The organism is Peribacillus kribbensis DSM 17871 (assembly GCF_000430765.1).
GTDB classification, from domain to species: Bacteria; Bacillota; Bacilli; order Bacillales; family DSM-1321; genus Paraperibacillus; species Paraperibacillus kribbensis.
In genome coordinates this window covers 1-21,572 of record NZ_AUMQ01000036.1, presented here as the reverse complement: position 1 = coordinate 21,572, position 21,572 = coordinate 1, and the positions used below count along the sequence as shown (strand labels likewise).

At 44.6% G+C, this 21,572-nt stretch carries 21 protein-coding genes and 1 pseudogene; 15 read left to right on the top strand and 7 right to left on the bottom strand.

Annotated elements, in window-relative coordinates:
• Window positions 1-14 precede the first annotated feature (14 nt).
• Window positions 15-1,217, top strand: a complete 1,203-nt coding sequence (locus tag H539_RS0107510; protein WP_026693008.1) for a 2-methylaconitate cis-trans isomerase PrpF family protein — start codon at window positions 15-17, stop codon at window positions 1,215-1,217.
• 91 nt (window positions 1,218-1,308) lie between these two features.
• On the opposite strand, the gene H539_RS28045 is transcribed toward H539_RS0107510, so the two are convergent.
• Together H539_RS28045 and H539_RS0107500 are read right to left on the bottom strand one after the other, a co-directional pair.
• Window positions 1,309-3,000, bottom strand: a complete 1,692-nt coding sequence (locus tag H539_RS28045) for a SulP family inorganic anion transporter (protein ID WP_081415810.1) — start codon at window positions 2,998-3,000, stop codon at window positions 1,309-1,311.
• A complete protein-coding gene (locus tag H539_RS0107500) occupies window positions 2,997-3,602 on the bottom strand; it encodes a beta-class carbonic anhydrase (RefSeq protein ID WP_026693007.1) in 606 nt (201 codons plus the stop codon). The genes H539_RS28045 and H539_RS0107500 overlap by 4 nt, the downstream gene beginning before the upstream one ends.
• 309 nt (window positions 3,603-3,911) lie before the next feature.
• On the opposite strand from H539_RS0107500, the gene H539_RS0107495 reads away from it, so the two are divergent.
• Together H539_RS0107495 and H539_RS0107490 are read left to right on the top strand one after the other, a co-directional pair.
• A complete protein-coding gene (locus tag H539_RS0107495) occupies window positions 3,912-4,613 on the top strand; it encodes a response regulator transcription factor (RefSeq protein ID WP_026693006.1) in 702 nt (233 codons plus the stop codon).
• A complete protein-coding gene (locus tag H539_RS0107490) occupies window positions 4,610-6,028 on the top strand; it encodes a HAMP domain-containing sensor histidine kinase (RefSeq protein ID WP_026693005.1) in 1,419 nt (472 codons plus the stop codon). The genes H539_RS0107495 and H539_RS0107490 overlap by 4 nt, the downstream gene beginning before the upstream one ends.
• Before the next feature lie 55 nt (window positions 6,029-6,083).
• On the opposite strand, the gene ggt is transcribed toward H539_RS0107490, so the two are convergent.
• Complete coding sequence (gene ggt, locus H539_RS0107485; RefSeq protein WP_026693004.1) at window positions 6,084-7,853, bottom strand: gamma-glutamyltransferase; 1,770 nt, start codon at window positions 7,851-7,853, stop codon at window positions 6,084-6,086.
• 101 nt (window positions 7,854-7,954) lie between these two features.
• Here ggt and H539_RS33285 point away from each other — a divergent pair, with 101 nt between their 5' ends.
• The 4 genes from H539_RS33285 to H539_RS0107470 all read left to right on the top strand — a co-directional run bounded on the left by H539_RS33285 (window position 7,955) and on the right by H539_RS0107470 (window position 9,372).
• The gene (locus H539_RS33285; RefSeq protein ID WP_051348489.1) at window positions 7,955-8,149 is read left to right on the top strand and encodes a GNAT family N-acetyltransferase; all 195 of its coding nucleotides are present in this window, start codon (window positions 7,955-7,957) and stop codon (window positions 8,147-8,149) included.
• 15 nt (window positions 8,150-8,164) lie between these two features.
• The gene (locus H539_RS33280; protein WP_342664002.1) at window positions 8,165-8,329 is read left to right on the top strand and encodes a hypothetical protein; all 165 of its coding nucleotides are present in this window, start codon (window positions 8,165-8,167) and stop codon (window positions 8,327-8,329) included.
• A gap of 167 nt (window positions 8,330-8,496) precedes the next feature.
• Window positions 8,497-8,634 carry a hypothetical protein gene (locus H539_RS31370; RefSeq protein ID WP_155889962.1) on the top strand — a complete coding sequence of 46 codons (138 nt, stop codon included), beginning with the start codon at window positions 8,497-8,499 and terminating at the stop codon, window positions 8,632-8,634.
• A gap of 213 nt (window positions 8,635-8,847) precedes the next feature.
• Window positions 8,848-9,372 carry a hypothetical protein gene (locus tag H539_RS0107470; protein ID WP_026693003.1) on the top strand — a complete coding sequence of 175 codons (525 nt, stop codon included), beginning with the start codon at window positions 8,848-8,850 and terminating at the stop codon, window positions 9,370-9,372.
• A gap of 176 nt (window positions 9,373-9,548) precedes the next feature.
• On the opposite strand, the gene H539_RS0107465 is transcribed toward H539_RS0107470, so the two are convergent.
• The gene (locus H539_RS0107465; protein WP_026693002.1) at window positions 9,549-10,586 is read right to left on the bottom strand and encodes a serine hydrolase domain-containing protein; all 1,038 of its coding nucleotides are present in this window, start codon (window positions 10,584-10,586) and stop codon (window positions 9,549-9,551) included.
• A gap of 500 nt (window positions 10,587-11,086) precedes the next feature.
• Window positions 11,087-11,593, bottom strand: coding sequence for a hypothetical protein (locus tag H539_RS28035; protein ID WP_051348488.1), 507 nt, complete (start codon window positions 11,591-11,593; stop codon window positions 11,087-11,089).
• A gap of 148 nt (window positions 11,594-11,741) precedes the next feature.
• On the opposite strand from H539_RS28035, the gene H539_RS0107450 reads away from it, so the two are divergent.
• Window positions 11,742-13,430 carry a glycoside hydrolase family 13 protein gene (locus tag H539_RS0107450; protein WP_026693001.1) on the top strand — a complete coding sequence of 563 codons (1,689 nt, stop codon included), beginning with the start codon at window positions 11,742-11,744 and terminating at the stop codon, window positions 13,428-13,430.
• Window positions 13,431-13,572: 142 nt separating this feature from the next.
• On the top strand, window positions 13,573-13,713 hold the full coding sequence (locus tag H539_RS30660; RefSeq protein ID WP_081415809.1) for a DUF3934 domain-containing protein: 141 nt from the start codon (window positions 13,573-13,575) through the stop codon (window positions 13,711-13,713).
• A gap of 95 nt (window positions 13,714-13,808) precedes the next feature.
• Here H539_RS30660 and H539_RS30655 read toward each other — a convergent pair.
• Window positions 13,809-14,110: pseudogene (locus tag H539_RS30655) on the bottom strand (PH domain-containing protein); the annotation flags it as partial.
• Window positions 14,111-14,150: 40 nt separating this feature from the next.
• A complete protein-coding gene (locus tag H539_RS0107440; RefSeq protein ID WP_026693000.1) occupies window positions 14,151-14,690 on the bottom strand; it encodes a hypothetical protein in 540 nt (179 codons plus the stop codon).
• Between the two features lie 233 nt (window positions 14,691-14,923).
• Between H539_RS0107440 and H539_RS0107435 the strand changes: the two genes are divergently transcribed.
• The 6 genes from H539_RS0107435 to H539_RS0107410 all read left to right on the top strand — a co-directional run.
• Window positions 14,924-16,684: a helix-turn-helix domain-containing protein gene (locus H539_RS0107435; protein WP_026692999.1), complete on the top strand. Its 1,761-nt coding sequence runs from the start codon at window positions 14,924-14,926 to the stop codon at window positions 16,682-16,684.
• Between the two features lie 112 nt (window positions 16,685-16,796).
• Complete coding sequence (locus H539_RS0107430) at window positions 16,797-18,095, top strand: Zn-dependent hydrolase (RefSeq protein WP_035322129.1); 1,299 nt, start codon at window positions 16,797-16,799, stop codon at window positions 18,093-18,095.
• 15 nt (window positions 18,096-18,110) lie between these two features.
• The gene (locus H539_RS0107425; protein WP_026692997.1) at window positions 18,111-19,295 is read left to right on the top strand and encodes a M20 family metallopeptidase; all 1,185 of its coding nucleotides are present in this window, start codon (window positions 18,111-18,113) and stop codon (window positions 19,293-19,295) included.
• 36 nt (window positions 19,296-19,331) lie between these two features.
• Window positions 19,332-19,523, top strand: a complete 192-nt coding sequence (locus H539_RS0107420) for a DUF3311 domain-containing protein (protein ID WP_245602142.1) — start codon at window positions 19,332-19,334, stop codon at window positions 19,521-19,523.
• The gene (locus H539_RS0107415) at window positions 19,520-20,995 is read left to right on the top strand and encodes a sodium:solute symporter family protein (RefSeq protein WP_026692995.1); all 1,476 of its coding nucleotides are present in this window, start codon (window positions 19,520-19,522) and stop codon (window positions 20,993-20,995) included. The genes H539_RS0107420 and H539_RS0107415 overlap by 4 nt, the downstream gene beginning before the upstream one ends.
• A gap of 318 nt (window positions 20,996-21,313) precedes the next feature.
• Window positions 21,314-21,572, top strand: a 259-nt coding sequence (locus tag H539_RS0107410) for a transposase (protein ID WP_026692994.1), incomplete at its 3' end; no start/stop codon positions are given.

The following is a 21,572-nucleotide window of genomic DNA, read 5'->3' as shown; positions in this document are numbered from 1 at the left end:
GGAGGAATGGAATTATGTATGATTTTGGGCAGGTTTACAAGATCCCTACGGTAATTATGAGAGGAGGGACCAGCAAGGGGCTGATCGTTCGAAAATCAGATCTCCCCCGAGATCCTGTTTTACGGGATGAAGTTCTCCTTAAAATGTATGGCAGCCCGGATGAAAGCCAGGTGGATGGGCTGGGGGGAGGCACCTCCCTCTCCAGTAAATTAGCCATCATCGGGCCTCCTACACATCCAGATGCCCACATCGATTATACATTTGGCCAGGTCAGCCTGGAGAAAAAGACAATTGACTATAATGTGACATGCGGCAATTTCGTGACCGCTGTGGGGCTGTATGCAGCGGAGGAAGGCTATGTGCCATTGGTGGAGCCGATCACTTATGTCAACATATACAACAATAATATCAATAAGATGATTGTGGCGGAAATTCCGGTGAAAAACGGCCAGATCCAATATGAAGGTGATTTTGTGATTGACGGCGTCCCGGGAACTTCTTCCAGGATCATGCTGAATTTCATGGATTCAGGAGGGACCTTTACGGGACGGACGCTTCCTACAAACCGGCCTTTTGATTCTATTACACTTCTGGATGGCCGTACATTTGAAGTGAGTATCATTGACTGTGCCAATGTATTGGTATTTGTGAGGGCAGAAGATGTTGGGCTGAAGGGAACCGAACTCCAGGGCGAGGTGAACGGTAATCCTGAGATCCTTGATACATTGGAAAAAATCAGAGTGGAAGCCGGAATCATGGCCGGTCTCCTTAAAGAGGAAGACCGGCACATCATTTCCCCGGCCGCCCATGCACTTCCGAAAATTGCGGTTGTCACCAGCCCAAAGGACTACATTACTGTGAAAAATAAAATGGTTTATCGGGATGAAATTGATATTGTTTCACGCTATATCACCATGGGGCAGCTCCACCGGACACATGCCGTCAGCGGGGCCATGGCCCTTGCCGCTGCCGCGAAAATTCCAGGAACCATTCCCCATCAACAAGCTTTTATGGGAGGGGGCGGCATCCGGATTGGACACCCGTCAGGAACCATGTACGTAGACGCGGATGTCGAATTCTCCGGCGGCAGCTGGAATGTAAAAAGGGCAGCGAATGGAAGGACGGCAAGGAGATTAATGGAAGGATATGCTCATATTCCGTTCTCACTGCTGAAGGTTCATCAGAAGACAACTGAGGAACTTTCGAATCTTGCATAAAAAGAATGCCGCAAAGCTGACAGCTTTGCGGCTTAGTCAATTTAGGACTGAAGATTAGGCTGCATTTCCTGTTTATTCAATGACAGCTGCCTCAGGTCAAACCGAGCTCTTTCCTCCTTTTATGCGTTAGTACTGGTGACTTGGAATGCGGCTGATGAGCATTCTTTTTGGCTAATGCTTTTTTTACTGCATCATCTGTACGGGTGAAAAAATTCTCGTGTCCTATGAGCTCGTATAACCCTGTTTTTTTGAATATTTCCCGCGGCGTTTTTTGGAGGCCGGAGATGAACACCTGCCGATTCTGGGATTTAAATTGCTTCACAATGCTTGTGAGATGGGCTTCTCCAGACAAGTCCATAAAGGAAACCTTGCTCATTCTCAAGAGCAGAATGTCAGGATCTGAATGAAGGATATTTTCAATTCCTTCTTCAAATCGTTCAATGGAGCCGAAGAATAAGGGTCCTTCTATAGTGTACATTTGAATATGCGGAGGGGGAGTGCCCGCTTCTCCCATTTCATGCTTTACCAGCTTTTCTGCCTGATCAATGCGAAGTGTGGTGCTCATCAGCCTGACAAAAGCGATAAGAGCTAAAAGTAAGCCTATTCCCACTCCGGTTGTAAGATCAATTAAAACGGTCAATAGGAATGTAACACTCAAAATCAGGGAATCCATGGTCCTGGTTTTGAGAATAAGGGCGAACTCCCTTCGCTCACTCATATTCCAGGCAACAAACATCAGGATGGGAGCCATGCTTGCAAGTGGAATGGCGGAGGCATACGGTGCGAATACGAGGAGCACCAGCAGTACCACGATTCCGTGCACGATGCCTGAGATGGGAGAAGCTCCTCCATTTTTAATATTGGTTGCTGTTCTCGCAATGGCTCCCGTCGCGGGAATTCCCCCGAATAAAGGGGTTACTATATTGGCGATTCCCTGCCCGATCAGCTCTTTGTTGCTATTATGCTTCTCTTTTGTCATTCCGTCAGCTACTAATGCGGACAACAGGGATTCAATCCCTCCGAGCATGGCAATCACCAGGACGGCGGGAAGGAGTTCGATCACAAGGCTGACGGACAGCTGAGGAAACTGAAAGCTCGGCAGTCCATTTGGAATAGCCCCATAAGTGGACCCAATAGTCGCAACCTCACCAGGGAAAAAGAAGGCAGCTATTAGTGTAGATACAAGCAGTGCAAGAAGGGCCCCAGGTACCTTGGCGATGAATTTGGGAGCAGTTATCACAATCGCCAGGCTGATACAGGCGACGATAATACTGTAAATATTTACCGTATTTAAATGAACGACGATTTCCTTCATGTTTAACAGGAAGGCTTCTTCTTTTTCCAGATTGCGTAGCCCTAGAAAATTGGCAATCTGTCCTGAGAAAATGATGACCGCAATCCCGGCAGTAAAGCCTATGGTCACCGGCCTGGGGATGAACTTGATATACCTCCCAAGCTTGAACACCCCCATCAGCAGGATCAGGAACCCGGCCAGGAACCCGGCAATCAGCAGTTTCTCATAGCCATATTGCATGACTACTCCTAACAGGACCGGCACAAAAGCGCCAGTCGGCCCTGCGATTTGATATTTGGACCCTCCTAAGAGGGAAACGATAATACCGGCAATGATCGAGGTATAAAGCCCGTATTCCGGCCGCACTCCTGAAGCGATCGCAAAAGCCATTGCCAGAGGGATGGCAACAATTCCAACAACAAGCCCGGCAACAAGGTCCTTCTGAAGGCGGTCTAAGCTGTACCCGGAGAATCTGGCATCAGGGATCATGCCTGCACCTCCTTTTTAAAGCTGGAAGGAGTTTCGCGGGTCATGTGATATCCATCTTCGACTAAATCCAGCTTGCCCGTCTCTGGATGGATCACCATCCCATGTACAGGAATTCCTTCTGGCATTAAAGGGTGATTTTTGATTCTGTGACTACTACTTTTAACACTTTCTTCCACACATGAAAAACCAGTCAGCCAGCTCGATAAATCAATCCCGGCATGTTTAAGGGTTTCGAATTTTTCCGGCGGAACCCCCTTGCTCCTGGCAGACTTTAGGATGGAATCTGACTGAAGACCCACCATGCCGCAGCCGTGATGGCCGACAACGAATACTTCCTCGGCTTTAAGTTCATAAATGGCAACAAGAATACTTCGCATGATGCTGCCAAATGGATGGGACACGACGGCGCCTGCATTTTTTATGATTTTGGCATCGCCATTTCGCAGGCCCATTGCCTTAGGAAGCAGCTCAAGCAGACGAGTATCCATACATGTTAAAATGACAATTTTTTTATCCGGGAACTTCGTTGTCTTGTAATCCTCGTACTGATTTTCTCCAACAAAAACCTCATTGTGATTTAGAATATTAGACATAATAGTCATGATCTTTCTCCTTTCACTTTGGTTTCAAGCTTGCCATCTTTGTTAAAAAGGTTTTCTACTATTTCTTTCTATCTCCTTTCATGTTTTAAATAGCTATTTAGCACTTTACTCAGTAAATGTGTAGAAACTATGGATTTTCTTGTTTTTCCTTCTTTTTTCCTAACTTTCAAAAAGATAGTCTTTTAGTCTCAAACTGGAAATATTTAATGTCAGAAAGGCTGTAAATTATATTAAAATATAATAAACAAGTGAGGCAGTTGCTGCATTAATTACCTCGGGAGACAATCACGGAAAAGCAGGAGGGAATACGTGAAAAAGAAAATTTTAATCGTGGAAGATGAATGGAATATGAGAAACCTCTTGAGGATTTATTTAGAGAAAGATTATCAGCTGCTGGAGGCAGAAGACGGCAGGCAGGCCTTTGATGTTTTATCATCCGCACATGTGGATTTAATCATTCTTGATGTTATGCTTCCGGAACTGGATGGATGGGAAATTTGCAAGGAGATACGAAAAAAACGCCAGACGCCTATCCTTATGCTTTCTGCCCGGAATGAAATAATGGATAAAGTGTGCGGACTTGAAATTGGGGCGGATGATTATTTAGGCAAGCCTTTTGAGCCATGTGAGCTCTCAGCGAGAATCAAAGCATTATTCCGGCGATCACTGATCAATGAACATTATGCCGAGAATGTTATGGTATTTGGAGAACAATTACTCACGATTAAGACCGACAGCAGGACGGTTTTAGTCAAAGGAAGGAAGGCGGAGCTCACCCCAAAAGAATATGATCTCCTTTATTTCTTAGCGAGCCAGCCGCAGCGTGTGTTCACAAGGGAGATGCTGCTGGAGGTGATCTGGGGATTCCAGGATCATAGAGATCTAAGGGCAGTAGATTCACATATAAAAAATATTCGGCTAAAGACGAAGGAATTAACCAGTGATTATAATCCGATTCAAACCGTGTGGGGAGTGGGCTACAAATTTAATGCCGCGGATGGCTCTCTATGAAATGGAACAGCATCGTCCTAAAGTGGGGGGCAACCATTTTCCTCGTTTATATGAGCGTTCTCGTGCCTCTTATTTTAATAATCAATGAACTTTATAAAAGATCCTATTTACATGATGCCCGCCATCAAATTGTACAGTTAGCCGATTATTATTCCAAGACTTTTTCTGAGCTCGATATGGAATCACTCCATACAGCCGCGAAGCTTACTGAAACTGATTTCTGCTTGATTGATCAGAAGGGGGTAGTTTTAGTTTCCTCCAACATAAAACTATTTCCACAAGGCATCCGGGTCGAGAGAAAGCTAGTAAACTATGCTTTTGCAAAAAAGGCGGTTAAAAATAAAGAGTATCATGCAGAGGATCATCAGAATTATTTCCTCTCCGGAAAGCGTCTCGGAAGGGGGGCGGGAGAAGAAGAAGCCGGCCTCTTCCTGTTCTCGGGTACCGACCCTATTAACAAATCGGTTCATCATATGAAGGTTCTCGTACTTTCTTCCATGCTCGGTGCTTTATGTGTAGCCTTGGTATTTACCTATATGGCTTCAAGGAAGCTTGCTTCGCCCCTGCTGAAAATGGAACGGGCTACAAGAGCGATTGCAAAAGGAAAATATTACGAGAAGGTCCCAGCAAAATCAAAGGATGAACTGGGATCCTTAGCCAAGGCCATCAATGATCTGGGGCACGAGCTGGAGAGGTACAGAAACAGGCAGAGTGAGCTATTTGCCAATGTATCGCACGACTTGAGAACTCCAATCTCCTACATAAAAGGTTATACACAAGTCATAAGGGATCAATTGTACAAAGAGGAGAAGGAAAAGGAGCTCTATTTATCCATCATTCTCAGCGAATCCGATCAGCTGAATGCTTTGATCACGGATCTATTCGAGCTCTCCAAAATAGAGGGAGGTCAGGTCGGGCTTACATATGACCGGCATCATCTGCCTTCCTTGATTGGCAGCTGCCTCAAAAAGGCTGAATTGAAAGCAAAGCATAGAAGTGTTCACCTTCACCAGGAGATAGATGAAGGAAGTTTGATGGTCATGACAGATGGAGTGCGCCTGGAACAGATTCTTATGAATCTAGTTGAAAATGCTATCAACTACAATAAGCCAGATGGCCATGTGACGTTAAAAGCCTGGAGAGGCAGAGAGAAAATGTACATTCAGGTAAGAGATACAGGTATCGGTATACCCCGTGAAGATCTTCCGTTTATTTACGAAAGGTTTTATAAAGTCGATAAATCAAGGACCAATAGAATGGGGAGCACTGGCCTGGGTTTAGCCATTGTCAAACACCTGGTTTTATTATTAGAAGGGGAGATCCAGGTCACGAGTATCCTGCATAAAGGGACGACTTTCACCATCGCACTGCCTGCTGACTTTCAGCCGGCCAGGAGAAAAGACGTTCAAGAATAGAATGTATGGATTTCAGCAAAAAAGCGTGAATTCAGAACGAATCCACGCTTTAATATCATTTTTTATTTGGTTTATGGCCTTTATCATTCACTCCTATCGCCGCGCCATTCCGGCTTGAGTCGGCAACACCCTTAAAATATCCCTCTTTTTGATTGATGAGAATACTTTGTACATTTCCAATCTCGGCTTCATCGGTACCAAATGCATGCCCCATCTTGTTCAGCATGCTGATGGTATCCGGGGATATTCCTTTTTCTCTCAGGTAAGAACCTGGTTTATTCGTGTAAATTCTTGGCTCTTCTACGGCTGCCTTGAGTTCCATATTATATTCTAAAGAATGAAGGATGGTTTGCAGCACAGAAGCGATGATCGTTGGTCCTCCTGGAGACCCGACGGTCAATACTGGCTTGTTATTTTCAAAGACGATCGTCGGCGTCATACTGCTGAGCGGGCGCTTGTTTGGTTCAACTCCGTTTGCTCCGCCTGGAACAGCATCGAAATCCGTCAGTTCATTATTCAGCATGAAACCATAGCCGGGAACCATGATGCCGCTGCCGAAAACCTGTTCAATTGTAGTCGTATATGAAACCACATTGCCCCATTTATCCGCTACGGTAAAATGAGTGGTCTGCCCGATTTTTTTATCATCGTTTTGAGGAACGACAGCATAATCCGGGTTGCTGGTTTCATATTTCCATGGATCTCCCGCTTTTACAGTTTTAGCGGAATGGTCCATGCTGATCAGCGATTGACGTTCCTTAATATAGCGGGGGTCCAGGAGACCTTTTAAAGGAATATTCACAAATTCGGGGTCACCGGCATAGGCTGCACGGTCCGCGTAGGACAGATGCATCGTTTCTGCCAGGAGATGATATTTCTGCCAGGAACGGACGCCATATTGAGAAAGATGAAAGTCGTCCAGAATCTTCAGCATTTGAAGAAGGAAGACACCGCCTGAGCTTGGAGGAGGCATGCTTGCGATCTTATACCCTTTATAATCTCCCCAAATTGGCTGGTCGACAGTGACGTCGTATTTATTCAAATCGCTGAACTTCATCGAACCGCCTTTATCCTGTACTGTCTTTGCTAGTTTCCTGCCGGCTTCTCCGTGATAGAGCGCGTCAGAGCCCTGAGCACGAATCAGCTTAAATGTTTTTGCCAAATCCTTTTGGACGAGTCTGTCTCCCTCTTTCAATGGTTTACCCCCGCGGAGGAAGACGTTTTTAGCGGCACTTTTAGAAAGCTTGTCCTTGCTGTCGGCAATGGACTTTGCCAAAACTGAGTCAATATTGAATCCTTTTTCCGCCAGGTTGATGGCGGGGGAAACCAGCTGCGCCATGGGCTTTGATCCCCATTTGTCATGAGCCTCCTCAAGCCCCTTCAGCGTACCTGGTACACCAACGGAAGTTCCGCTCTCGACACGCTCCTCAAATGGTATGGGCTGTCCCTTTTCATCAAGGAACATATTTGGCCTGGCGCCGCTTGGGGCCCGTTCCCGGCTGTCAATGATGGAGGTTTTCTTTGTCTTGGCATCATAGACCATCATAAAACCACCGCCGCCGATTCCAGACATCATTGGTTCGACCACATTCAGCGCAAACTGAATAGCTATGGCTGCATCAACCGCATTGCCGCCTTTTTTCAGGATATCAGCACCGGCCTTTGAAGCAAGAGGGTGTGCCGTAGCCACCATCCCATCGGTACCATAATCTACCTGCGAATAATTATTCTTCTTAACAGGTCCTTTAGCAGATACAGAAGAAAGAGGAGCAGCAGCTAACAAACTAAGGGTAAAAGCAAGAATAACAGACAAAGTTCTTTTCATAGTCTACCTCCTGGGTTTGTAGTGTCATTTTTAGTCTAAAAAAGGCGGAGATAAAGAGCAAACTTGAAGACTGAATATTTTGAAATTAATTCTTTATTACCATGAACTGGGATTGGAAACTGGGAATTAATAATCAGAAGTCCATGCCGAAAAATAAATTCTTACTGCCTTATGCTATCCTTTACGGAGATAAAACAGCAGGCTTTTTGATGTATAATTCTCAAAAAGAAGAATTCGATGGTTACTGGATCTACCGGATCATGGTGGATAAGAAATTCCAAGGCAAGGGCATATGAAAGGCAGCCACTAAGATGGTGATATCTAAAATAGCGGAGCTGCCTGATGCACAAATAATTATAGTTGGCTACAATCCGGAAAATAAGGAAGCTCATCATTTATATGCGAGTCTGGGATTTGTCGATCATGGCGACCGGTTTGGCAGGGAAATGGCTGTCATCAAATATCTGAATAAATAAAGACAAAGCGATCATTTCTTCGCTGTAATTGGAATGGCTGCTATCTATTACCAGCAATCTCTGAAATTATAAACGGTGGGGAACAAAAGTTTTATAAAGGAAACTTTTTTGAGGAGTGACACATTAGAAACAGCTTGGAATATACTATACAAAAGGAGGGAATGAAAATGCCCTACAGTCCGCGTATGAGGAAAAAGATCATTGCCTATTCTTATATTTTTAAAGCCCTGGGGATTATTAGTGAAGAAGAGTATAACAATGTGTTTCAACATTACAGCAGTCAAAAGTTTACCGATGATAAGTAGAATAAGTTTCTGGAGGGTACTATTTTTTTACCGAAAAAGTTGCCTCTGTGCAACTTTGGTACATAAGAGCAAGTTTAAGGTGCCAGCCAATGGTCCTAATCAGAAAAGCTTTATCATGTAAATAATTGATTCGTCCAGCAACTTCAGGGGAAACCTCTGGAATAAAACACCATCCCTCTGTCGAAAATAGACAAAAAGAAGGGAGAGATTGAGGTGACGGTTAAACAGATTGGGTTTTTTGAAGTGAATGATGGTCATTTAATGCTCACAGACCCGACCTACCCTCTGGGAGTAAATGAAGAAGGAGGTAAGAGGATGCAGGCGGAAGTGATAAATGCAAGAAAAGGACTGTGGGTTGCGAAGGTCCTGCAGCGTTCCATGGATGCTGCTTCCGGAATCAAAAATGCCTGTGTTTTTGCCTTTCACAAGGAATCCCTGGAAAATGGCAGCTTAGACACCAAAGGATTTAAAGACTACGCCAGGATTACGGTTGATTCTTCCCGGGCTGGCATTGTAACAGCAGGCTGGCTCTTAAAAAAAGTATATAACCCACGCCTGAATCACGATAAAAACCACTATGCATTCAGAGAAGGAATTGTCTCCGAGTCCGGAATGGGGGACGGTTTATATCAGACTCGAATCCTGCACGATCAAAATGAGACAGTGGGCCTTATGCTGGATTTCCTTCCGCTATCGAAAGCAGAGCTGATGAATGGGAAGAATGGATTGGTTGGATAGGCAGAAAAAATAAGATCTTAGATAGAAAGCAGCAGGCTGAGAGTATTCATAAAGTTTCCGTATAGAGGTACATATCATATAATGGATAATGAAAATAGCGTGCAAACTGACACAACTTTGCACGCTATTTTTCTGATTTATAGAGTTTTTGACCCCTGTAAAGTTAAAGCATTTAGTTAAGAGGTTAATGAGTTATAAATTTCCCCAATTATCCCTTTCAATTGATGAACTTCTAAATCTGTATTAGTCATTATAACTAAACCGGTCTCCTGATATGGGCAGGCAACCATCATAGATTGGAAGCCGACTCCCCATCCAAGGGAAGAAATTTCAAGTTCTTTATCTACCCCATCTAAAAATACCCCCAGTCCAGTCCAATCTTTACAGCCTTGCGGGCTAATCATTTCTTTTGCTTTCATTTTAGAAAGTCCAATTTTACTCTTCCCTTTTAAAGAACTAATTAATTCAATTACCAATTTCGCTAAATCAGTAGGGGTTGTCCATAGTCCAGAGGCTGCTGGATATGGATATATGGCGTATATTCCATCAATTAATTGTCCTTTTTTGTTATGTCCATAAGAAAAGTTTTTCATGGTTAATTCAGAAATGAGCTTTGGGAATAAGCTGTTTTCCATTTTTAATGGTTTAAATAGTAGTTCATTTGCGAGTACTTCAAAAGTCTTACCAGTCGCATCTTGTATTAGTTGTTGTATGATGCAGAAGCCAGCATCTGAATATTGAAATTCACTGCCTGGCTCAAAAGATACTTCAATTGGTGCTTTACAATAGGATGTCTTTCCTTTTAGTAACTCAACTATTGAAGGTATCGGATCTGTCGAATCAAGTTCATAAAAGCTATCATCTGGATCGACTACTCCAGATTGATGACTAAGTAAATGACGCAAAGTAATCTTATTATGTAATGTGAACTTATTAACAGGAATTCTCCACGATCTTAGCTTTTTATTTATATTCTCATCTAATTCAAGAATTCCCTGTTCCGTCAATATCATAACTAGCATCCCTGTTAAAAACTTACTTATGGAACAAGCATTAAAAATCGAATCAGATTTAACAAAATTAAAGGTTCCCATTTTATTCAAACCATAATTTTCAACCACGCTTAGCTGGCCATTTTCAATCAATGCCAAGCCTAAGCCCGTTACATTATAATGTTCCATTAGATCTTTAATACTAATATTACCTAGTTTCATAGAGCACCCCCAATTTTTAACATTACTATAACATCTGTGAGAATGTATGTTCCCTTGTGGATTTTAATTCTTCTTACAAAATTCGAAAAGAATTGTTGCTAATCAACACGTCAATTGACAAGGATTTTTAAGCGTATATTGGTCATTGCCCTTTTGTCATTCCTGCATTTTCGGTTGTGACACCTTAACAGCAGCGGATGTGGCTGTCGCACTGGGAAAGGTGGAGCTCGGAAATCCTGCCAGGGTGGAGCATCTTGACAAAACCATCAAAGGAAAAAGTTTATGTGAGAATGGTGAAATCGCTTGAGGAAGCCATCGATAAAGTGAAAACCAGTGCTGCGCGGTACCCGTCAATCTGGTTGGAGGAGCCAGCATTCTTCTCCCCGAAAGCTTGGAGGGAGCTTCAGAGGTCATCGGTCCTCACCACTCAGGAGCAGCCAACGGTAACATGGAATAATATACTGCTGCCTTCTGAGGAACAAGTTAATAGCCAGCTGTTTTTATTCCTGATATTTTTTCTGCCATTCCCTCAGCCATGCTCGATAATCTCTATGAATCTCCTCTCCTGTTTTCCCATCCAGTGAATAAAAACCGCCAACGATAGAGGCTCGTTCATTTAAAACTGGAAACGAAGTTCCTCCGATGATTTTGCCATTGTACATCCACACATCCACCCTTGTTTTCCCTAAATAGCCCTTTTCCGATTTAAACATTTTATCCAGTGGGTGGTTCTTTACATGAAATGTTTCTATATTGATTTTTTTATCTATATACTCATCTGGCTTCACTCTTTGGACAGACCACTCATCCTGATCATGATCATTTCCAGCTAAACCCCGCCTGGGAAAAGAGTAAGTGCTTTGCCCTTGAAAGGAAAGGATGATATAGCCTTTTTCGTTTAGATACGATTTGGCCAGACTGCCGTTATGAGTTAACGTGGGTGAAGGATCTTTAGTACACCCTGTCAGGACGACTACAAATACTATCAATGAAAGGAGCCATTTCAACACTCTTCCTCCTATTGGAAATATCATTTACATTAACTGTAAATGATATAGGGCGCTTTGGCGATAAAAAGTGCTTGGAATGGGTGAAGGTTTTATAGTAATCTCCCAGGGTAAAAATTTTATGAACAAATTTACGGGGGAATGTAGTTTGAAGAAAAGATGGTGGAAAGAGGCAGTCGTGTATCAGATTTATCCGATCAGCTTTAAAGATTCAAATGGGGATGGCATCGGGGATCTGCAGGGAATTATTTCTAAGCTCGAATATATAAGGGATTTGGGTGTGGATGTGGTTTGGCTGTGTCCGATCTACCAATCTCCCAATCACGATAATGGCTATGATATCAGCGATTATCAGGCAATTATGGATCAGTTTGGAACAATGGCGGATTTTGATCTCCTTCTCGAAACGGCACATGCTTTGGGATTGAAGATCGTTATGGACCTGGTCGTCAACCACACTTCAGATGAACATCCATGGTTCATTGAAGCGCGTTCCTCCGTTGACAGCCCCAAACGGGATTACTATATCTGGCGGAAAGGAAAGGACGGCGGTCTTCCGAATAACTGGGAATCCTATTTTAGCGGCTCAGTGTGGGAATATGACGAGAAAACAGATGAATACTATATGCATCTCTATACCAAGCACCAGCCTGATTTGAATTGGGAAAATGAAGAAGTGGTGAATCAAATCAATGATATGGTCCGCTGGTGGCTTGATAAAGGAATCGATGGATTCCGTTTCGATGCCATAGCACATATTGTAAAAGCCGTGGGTCTCCCGGACGCGCCAGATCCCGAACATCTTCCCTATGTACGAGCGTATTCTCTTTTTTCCAATCTGGAAAAAGTCCATAAGCTTCTCAGAAACCTCAATGAAGAGGTACTGGATCAATATAATATTATGACAGTTGGCGAAACCTCTGGTCTTGGACCGGAACAGGCACTGGATTATATCGGGGATGAGCGGAATGAGCTCAATATGGTATTCCAATTCGAGCATATGCAGATGGATGCCGCTGCGGGTGGGACGGGGAAATGGCACCTGAAGCCTTGGACTCTCTTAGATTTGAAAAATATTTTAAGCAAGTGGCAGACTGTGCTTCACGGGAAAGGATGGAACGCCAATTATCTCTGCAATCACGATCAGCCCCGCTCTGTTTCGCGCTTTGGGAATGACGGCAAATACAGAAAAGAATCCGCCAAGATGCTGGCCACACTCCTTTTGACCCTTGAAGGGACGCCTTACATATTCCAAGGCGAGGAAATCGGGATGACCAATCCTAAATTTGAACTCATTGAAGAATATCGGGACGTGGAAACACTGAATCATTATCATGAATCACAAAAAAATGGAGTCCCGCTGGAAAAGATCATGGAATCAATCTGGAAAAAAAGCCGTGATAATTCGCGGACACCGATGCAGTGGGACTCTGCCCCGCATGCCGGCTTTACCACTGGGAAGCCCTGGATTCAGGTGAATTCCAATTACAAGGAAGTCAATGTCCAGAACGACCTGCAGGATCAGGACTCCATTCTTCATTATTATAAAAAGCTGATTGCACTTCGTAAGCATAAGGATGCTCTCATCTATGGCGAGTATAAGCTGCTGCTTCCGCTTAATCCGGATCTCTACGTGTATATTCGTACATTAGAGGATGAACAGGTATTGATCATACTGAATTTCTTCGATGAGACTCCAACGTTTACACTTCCTGAAGATTTAAAAGGAAGGAAGCCGCAGCTCTTATTATCCAATTATGAAGTGGAAGAAGAGGGAATTCAATCGTTTGAAATGCGTCCATATGAGGCGAGGATCTACCAGCTTAAAAGCAAATAGAACTGGATATCAGAGAGTATGAAATAAAGTATCACCTCATAGAGCCTATACCCTGTCTTTCTAAAATTGGTTAATGGGCGCAGTTTATGATAAAACTAAGTAATGACATGAAAAGTACACATGTGAATAATGGAGTGACTATATGAGTAAAGCAAAAGGTAAGAGCGGAACGGGCAGAGGAACAGGGAAGAAGGGCTGGAACCGATGGAAAGCTGGTGCCAACAAAGCAAAGAGTGCAAAACCTTACAAAAGCAAAGGTGTAAAAAATGATCAAACTGAGTAAGATCATCCTATTACGATCAGCAGGCCAAACAAAGGTCTGCTTTTTTCTTTTGCTTTATTACCTTTATTGTTGTTGATTGAAATTTTCCGTTCACCCTATACTGATGTAAATTTGAGGATTACTAGTTTTAAGGATGTGAATTTTTGTTTATTCTTTGGAGAAATCAGTGCCTTCCAAATCAGAGCCATAAATTATTTCAAGCCTATCAATCGAAAGAGCGGAAGATGCTAAAGGATTTTTTGTATGTGAGATTGTCCTAATATCCTTTATTGATATTTTCTTTTTTATTGGACCATTTTGGAACTGTCGTAAACCAACTCCAAACTAACAGGATGGCAGAAGGTATAGTGAAAAAAAGAGCTTCAAATTCTCTTCCTATAAAAATTGGAAAGAGGCATTCATTGTGAATGCCTCTTTGGGTCTATGGTTTAAATAAATTACCTTGTCACCTTTTGAACGTTTTTCAAGTCAGCTGAAATGGTAAGTCCATTTTCCGTAACGGCCAGCTGGATGTTTGTCAGGGTACCAGTTACATAGGAAGAGCCGCTTTGACCGTTAAGTATGCCAGCTATATCGGACTGATTATTAATTTCAATATTTTTGCCGCTAAACCCATTAAGTGGATGATGCTTAAATCCAAATCTGTTTAAAGAGAACTGACCGTTCTGCGGATTATAGGATCCCTTGACATTGACATCACCTGTCAAGGAGACGGTGGTTGAATCATCCCCTTTTACAACTGAGCCGACTGTGAAAAGCCCAAGCTTATCTCCCTGCTCTAGGTTTTTTAAGAAATTGTACTTGTTCTGAAACTTGTAATGGTGGCCTTCATGGTGATGATTCCATGCCTGCTGGGAGTGGTACCTTTCATCGGCTTTGGAGATTTCATGAGCTCCTGCAATGCCAGGTACAGATGATCCAAACAACGCTGCCAAAGCGATCCCTGCAGTTGCTTTCTTTAGCTTATTTGTTTTCATTGTAAGCACTCCTTGCTGTCTGTTTTTTTGTGTCGATTAATGACACATTATGGATGTACCCGGTATGGTTGAGAAATAACGGAAATCATGGGATTGTAAAGAAATTCATCTAAATGTTAACTTTGAAAAATTTGTAAAGAAACATCCATATGACTCACAAAACGAAATTTTCTGTCATCTTTTTGCATGCCATACTATAATAAGCACTAACAAATGATGAAAGAGGGCACACAGTGGAATCAGGTAAGCAGTTAGTAAGTCTAATCAATGCAGCCAGGGTGCTGACATCTACTCTGGATCTGAACAAGGTACTGAATCAGTTAATTCATGAGGTGCTGAATGTCATTGATGGTGCTCATGCCGGAATTCTATTCATTTACCATGAAAAGAGAAAAAAGCTCGTTATTACCGAGGGAGTCGGCTTTGATCTGGACTATCTAAAGCAGATCGAGCTGGAGCTAGAGGAGGGCATGACGGGAAGGACCTTCTCAACGAAAAAAGCACAGATTTTCCGCCATGTACATGAAACGACCGAGGCCATGAATAATATTAAGCCAAATAATCTGGAGCTGTTTCATAAAGCACTGGGGGAAACTCACTATTTTCCGATGAGTACCATCAGTGCTCCGCTGCTTTCTAAAGACGGGTGCATCGGAGTACTGACCATCGACAGCTTTTCGGATAAGGTGATCTTCACCAGCCAGGATCTCTTGATTTTGGAAAGCTTCGCTGCACAGGCTTCCATTGCCATTGAAAACGCCAAGCTCTTTGCCCAGCAGGAACGTTCTAAGAAAATTCATGCTGAATTAGCCAAAGCTTCCGTTTTCAAAAATGATCTAAGTCAAATCACCACAACCTTGGCCCGCCTGATCCAGCGGGATGTATTTCTTTTTAATGAGTTTCTGGACTCTATTGTGTCTTCCAATCCCGAAGGCAACAAGCAGGCAAATGAGTCCGTTAAGAAATATAGCGGAGTCTTCCAGCAGCCGGCTCACAACCAGCCGCTTTCCTATGAGACTCTGGAAGAAGAGGGATTCCGCCTCTTTCCTATTAAAACAGACAAGTTTACCATCGGAATCCTTGCGGTCAGAGAAAGCGATGAAGAATTCGATGCCCTTGATGACCTGGCCATTGAACTGGCTAGCAATCTTTTTGCCCTTGAGCTGCTGGGACAGGAAAGAGCCCTGTCAGAGCTCAGCAAGTATGAGGGTTACCTGCTGGAACAGCTTCTCAATGATAAGCTCGATGCCTTTACAGCACCCCAGCGGAAAATTGCAGGCATTTCGGGCCACAACCGCTATTTATGTGTTCATATCACCATCAGCAATGAGCGGCTTCCATTTCAGGAATTCAATAGCCGCAAGCAATATTTTAACCGCATGTTAAATCACGAGCTTCAAACTCTTTCCTATAAGGTCCTCGTACAGGATAAGAATTTGGAGTATGTTCTCCTTCTGATCGTCGACGACCAGAAGGGGGAGGAAGAAATATTAAAAGCGATGACAGCCTTTTTTTCCAGGCTTTATCGAAAAATCCGGGAAACCACCTCCTTTGTTTACCATGTAGGGCTGGGGAGAGTGTTTCATGCTCTCACGGATATCCAAAGCTCCTACCGCGATGCTCTCCGCTGTACGGAATATGGTAAATTAAACCGGATGGAAGACAATGTTCTTTCCTATAAGACTCTCGGAATGTACCGATTGTTCTTAAAAAGCGATCCGATAGACCTTCAAGATTATGTAGAAGACCGGATCGGCAAGCTGATTGCCTACGATGCAGAGCATAATACGGAGCTCGTCCAGACCCTTACTACGTATCTTGAGAGCAATCAAAATATGACACTGACTGCAGCAAAGAGCTATGTTCATATCAATACCATCAAATACCGGCTGTCCAAAATGAAGAAGCTCCTCGCTCCATACGAACTTGAAGGGAAGGGTGCTTTTGACATCCAGCTGGCTCTGTATCTGCGTGAATATATTCATTATCTATAACGCTTTGGCTGCAACAGACAAATAACGACAAGGTTATTTGTCTTTTTTAGCTATACACATTATTGACAGATTATTCTATAATTTCAGTTAACACCTTTGAAGGAGGGCAGACATGATTACTGAAAAGAGCCCTATACTAGACAAACTTCTAAACGATTATAACCAAAAATGGGATCATTCCGGTGTATCCGGCGAACGGCTTGCAAGAAGATTATCAGAGCTTGCCGAAATCGGATTGACCGATGAGCATGGCTCCTATCGGATTGGCTTTTCAAAAGAAGAGCGGATGGCTAAAAATCTCGTGAAGAAATGGATGGCCGAGGCAGGTCTTCAAGTGTATGACGATGGAGCCGGCAATGTTTTCGGCCGTCTGGCCGGAAGAACACCTGCCCTGCCTGCTGTACTGTCTGGCTCCCATGTGGACAGTGTCCCGAATGGAGGCCACTTCGATGGTCCGCTCGGAGTGCTTGCCGCCCTTGAAGTCGCAGAGGCGTGGAAGGAAACGGACTTTCAGCCGAACAAGCCATATGAGGTAGTAATTTTCACAGATGAAGAAGGAGCAAGATTCAATGGAGGCCTCTCTGGCAGCAGCGCTTTTACAGGAGCGATGGACATCGGCCAGGAAGTCCATAGAGTGGATTACGAGGGAAAATCCTTTCAGCAGGTAATTGAAGAGGACGGCCTGACGCTTGAGGGAATTCAAAAGGCCAAGCGGGACATGGAGAAACTTCATGCATATATTGAAGTGCATATCGAACAGGGCAAAAGACTGGAAAAGGAAAATATGCCTGTCGGAGTAGTGACCGGCATTGCCGGACCATCCTGGCTGAGGATTCAGTTTCACGGTGAAGCCGGGCATGCAGGGAATACCCCGATGGATGACCGGCGGGATGCACTGGCCGCTGCAGGTGAGTTCATTTCAGAGGTTCCCTTTCTCCCGAAAAGGGTGAGCAGTACAGCGGTGGCCACTGTCGGCAAGCTTACGGTCCATCCGAATGGCATCAATGTTATTCCAGGGAGAGTGGAGCTGTTTGTGGATATACGCGATATTTCTCAGGAAAGCCTGGATGCCCTGACCCAGTCAGTGATCCAAAAGGCTGAAGAGATTGCTGGCAGGCATTCGATCATGCTGGAATGCGAGCAGACCTTAAATGTTTCTCCTATGCCGGTGGATGAGACTCTGCAGCAAGTAATCGCAGCTGCTGTAAGACAGAGTGGCCTGGATCCAGTATTCCTGACGAGCGGGGCCGGGCATGATGCCATGGTCGTTGGCAGGCGCATACCATCCGCCATGATTTTTGTCCGCAGCAAGGATGGAATCAGCCACAATCCTGCCGAATGGACCACTTTGGAGGATTGTGCGGCAGCGGTGCATGTTTTAAAGAACACATTAGAATCCTTAACAGACTAGAAGGGAGAGTCAGACATGAAAGTAGATACGCTTAATATTAACCAGCTGGTAGATGAAGTTTCTAATGAGGTGACCAAGTGGAGGAGGTATCTCCATCAGCATCCGGAGCTTTCCTTCCAGGAAACAAAGACAGCCCAGTTTGTCTATGAGACACTCGAATCCTTTGGCGGCATTGAGCTCTCAAAACCCACTTCGACAAGTGTCCTCGGAAAAATAAAAGGGGAACTTCCAGGTAAAACGATTGCGATCCGGGCGGATATGGATGCCCTTCCGATTGAGGAGGAAAACGAAAGTGAATATGCATCTGAGATTCCGGGAGTGATGCATGCATGCGGACATGATGGCCATACCGCCATGCTGCTTGGAACAGCAAAGGTCCTGGCTGAATTAAAAGATGAGATCAAAGGCGAAATCCGCTTAATTTTCCAGCATGGGGAAGAGCTTTTTCCGGGAGGTGCGGAGGAGCTTGTAAGCAAGGGGGTCATGGATGGTGTGGATGCGGTCATTGGGGCACATCTCTGGGCGCCGCTTGAAATCGGAAAGATTGGCATCGTATACGGACCGATGATGGCATCACCGGATACGTTCTATATCACAGTCAAAGGAAAGGGAGGCCATGCAGCCCTTCCTCATGATACCATCGATTCCATTGCCATTGGCGCACAGGTGGTCACGAATCTTCAGCACATTGTTTCTAGAAATACGGATCCCCTTGATAATCTGGTCGTAAGCGTATCGAAATTCACGGCAGGCACGACACATAATGTTATTCCTGGAACTGTGGAGATGATTGGTACGGTACGCACCTTTGACGCTGATCTTCGTCAATCGGTGCCCGCTACTATGGAGCGGATCGTAAAAGGCATTACAGAAGCCCACGGTGCAGAATATGAATTCACCTACGACTTTGGTTACCGGCCGGTGATCAATGACAAGGAGATTACCGCGGTACTTGAAGAAACCGTAAAGGAAGTTTACGGAGAAGAGACCGTAGACAGAATGAAGCCGAATATGGGCGGCGAGGATTTTTCCGCTTATCAGCAAAAAGCGGCAGGGACATTTATTTACATCGGGGCTGGAAACAAAGAAAAAGAAGCGGTCTATCCGCATCATCATCCGCGGTTCGCCATCGATGAGGATGCCTTGGAAAAAGGAGTGCGGATCTTCTCGCACGCGGCTTTCAAGCTTCTGTCCCAATAAAACATTAAAGAGGAGGCAATGAATGTGAACGGTCTTATGCGAATATTGGCAGCAATTCCTTTTGTAGGTATTTTAATCGGCGTTTATTTTGTGAATAGAGTTACCCCATATCTGTTTGGGATGCCGTTCCTGCTCTCCTACTGCGTCATCTGGGTGGTGCTCACCTCGGTGATTATGACGGTCATTTACTTTATCGATCCCAAAAATAAGGAAGGTGCTGCCGAATGAATTCAGCTCTCATTATCATTTTTATTGTGATGATTCTTTCCATTTTCCTTGGGATTCGAGCGAAAAAAGGAAAGGATATGGACCTTGAACAATGGACGGTCGGCGGCCGGGGGTTCGGCACTATCTTCGTCTTCCTCTTAATGGCCGGAGAAATTTATACCACTTTCACCTTTCTCGGCGGAAGCGGCTGGGCGTATGGAAAGGGTGGCCCGACCTACTACATCATCGGGTATGGATGCCTCGCCTACATCATGTCGTATTTCCTTCTTCCGAAAATCTGGAGCTATGCAAAAGAGAAAAAGCTTTTGTCTCAGTCTGACTTTTTCGTAAGCAAATACAAAAGCCCTTCACTTGGGATTCTGGTTTCCCTGGTTGGGGTGGTCGCCATGATTCCGTATTTCGTCCTTCAGCTGAAGGGACTTGGCATCATTGTATCCGAAGCTTCCTACGGAACCATTTCCCCGGCGGCTGCCATCTGGATCGGCCTTGCAGTTGTGACCGTGTACGTCATGGTATCAGGAATCCACGGATCCGCCTGGACGGCGGTAGCAAAGGATATTTTGATCCTTGTGGTCGTCCTGTTCTTAGGAATTTATCTTCCGATTCATTATTATGGCGGAATTCAGCCGATGTTCGAAGCGGTGGACCAGGCCAAGCCGGGATTCCTTGCCCTTCCGGATACAGGAATGAGCCCGTCCTGGTTTGCCTCAACAGTCCTTTTGACGGCTCTGGGCTTTTATATGTGGCCTCATACATTCGGTTCCATTTATTCAGCCCAGACTGCAAAGGTATTCAGAAAAAACGCGATCTTCATGCCGATCTATCAGCTGGTTTTGCTGTTTGTCTTTTTTGCCGGCTTTGCGGCCATCCTGCAGGTACCGGGGCTTGCTGGACCCGAAGCCGATTTGTCGCTGCTGCGGATTTCCATCCAGACCTTTGATCCATGGGTAGTCGGCGTCATCGGAGCTGCCGGTATTTTGACGGCTCTTGTACCGGGCTCCATGATCTTAATGGCAGCTGCGACTCTACTGGCTAGAAACGTATACCAGGCAGTAAGGCCGAGCGTCTCAGATGCTGAGGTTTCTAAAATTGCCCGGTACCTGGTTCCAGTTGTCGCCCTTATCGCTGTATTTTTCACCTTCAAGGGCGGAAACACCCTGGTGACTCTGCTGCTGATGGGCTACAGTCTCGTCACACAGCTATTCCCATCACTCATCTGCAGCCTGTTGAAGAAGAACTTTGTCACAAAGCAGGGAGCCTTCGCTGGTATCCTGGTGGGCGTAGCGACCGTAACCTATGTATCTATAACAGGTGCTACCGTAGGAACGATGCTGCCATTCCTGCCGCAGGCGATTAAGGATATGAACGTCGGCATCATCGCCATGGTCATCAACCTGATTGTCCTGGCAATCGTGAGCCTGGCAACCAAAAACGTTTCCGTTACAACAGCGAAAACGAAGACTGTTTCGTGATCGTTTCGGATCCAAAAAGTCACGTAAATAAAGCAGGTGGAGAACTAGGAACATGTTCTCCACCTGCTTTTGATTTTGTTTCGACTGATTTTCTCATCTGAAATTTTATGGGTCGAAGCGCAGAGTCGGTTGTAGTTCCAAGGTGCAGTCCGGGTTCGGACAGGTTGAGGGATCGGCAGGGAAAAGTAGTCCGGAGGCAGTGCGGGTCGGACAGGTTGAGGCGTGGGAAGGGGAAAGTTGAAGGTAGTCTAAAAAGTGGACACGTCACTAGGACAATTTTATATACTTTAACTAACAATCTTAGGGGCGTGTTAATAAATGAGAAAAACCTATTCACCCGAATACAAGGAATACGTCGTTAAATTAGTCCTGGAGGAAGGCAGGAAGATGAGTGAACTGTCTCGAGAGCTTGAAATTCCTTATGGCACCATGAATAAGTGGGTCATGGAATGTAGAAACAAAGGGAAACAGGACAAGGAAGCTTATCAGACCCCTTCTGAGCTGGCCAAGAAGGAAGAGCGGTATCTGAAAGAAATTCGTGAATTGCAGGAGGAGGTGGAGATCTTAAAAAAGGCCA

Bases quoted from the DNA above. Each gene is read 5' to 3' on its own strand.
- H539_RS0107490 (WP_026693005.1), top strand. From the start codon at position 4,610: ATGAAATGGAACAGCATCGTCCTAAAGTGGGGGGCAACCATTTTCCTC.
- H539_RS31370 (WP_155889962.1), top strand. From the start codon at position 8,497: ATGCCCTACAGTCCGCGTATGAGGAAAAAGATCATTGCCTATTCTTAT.
- H539_RS0107440 (WP_026693000.1), bottom strand. From the start codon at position 14,690: ATGAAAACAAATAAGCTAAAGAAAGCAACTGCAGGGATCGCTTTGGCA.
- H539_RS28045 (WP_081415810.1), bottom strand. From the start codon at position 3,000: ATGATCCCTGATGCCAGATTCTCCGGGTACAGCTTAGACCGCCTTCAG.
- H539_RS0107415 (WP_026692995.1), top strand. From the start codon at position 19,520: ATGAATTCAGCTCTCATTATCATTTTTATTGTGATGATTCTTTCCATT.
- H539_RS0107425 (WP_026692997.1), top strand. From the start codon at position 18,111: ATGAAAGTAGATACGCTTAATATTAACCAGCTGGTAGATGAAGTTTCT.
- H539_RS0107420 (WP_245602142.1), top strand. From the start codon at position 19,332: ATGCGAATATTGGCAGCAATTCCTTTTGTAGGTATTTTAATCGGCGTT.
- H539_RS0107510 (WP_026693008.1), top strand. From the start codon at position 15: ATGTATGATTTTGGGCAGGTTTACAAGATCCCTACGGTAATTATGAGA.
- H539_RS0107500 (WP_026693007.1), bottom strand. From the start codon at position 3,602: ATGACTATTATGTCTAATATTCTAAATCACAATGAGGTTTTTGTTGGA.
- H539_RS0107430 (WP_035322129.1), top strand. From the start codon at position 16,797: ATGATTACTGAAAAGAGCCCTATACTAGACAAACTTCTAAACGATTAT.
- H539_RS33285 (WP_051348489.1), top strand. From the start codon at position 7,955: ATGAACTGGGATTGGAAACTGGGAATTAATAATCAGAAGTCCATGCCG.
- H539_RS30660 (WP_081415809.1), top strand. From the start codon at position 13,573: ATGAGTAAAGCAAAAGGTAAGAGCGGAACGGGCAGAGGAACAGGGAAG.
- H539_RS33280 (WP_342664002.1), top strand. From the start codon at position 8,165: ATGGTGATATCTAAAATAGCGGAGCTGCCTGATGCACAAATAATTATA.
- H539_RS0107465 (WP_026693002.1), bottom strand. From the start codon at position 10,586: ATGAAACTAGGTAATATTAGTATTAAAGATCTAATGGAACATTATAAT.
- ggt (WP_026693004.1), bottom strand. From the start codon at position 7,853: ATGAAAAGAACTTTGTCTGTTATTCTTGCTTTTACCCTTAGTTTGTTA.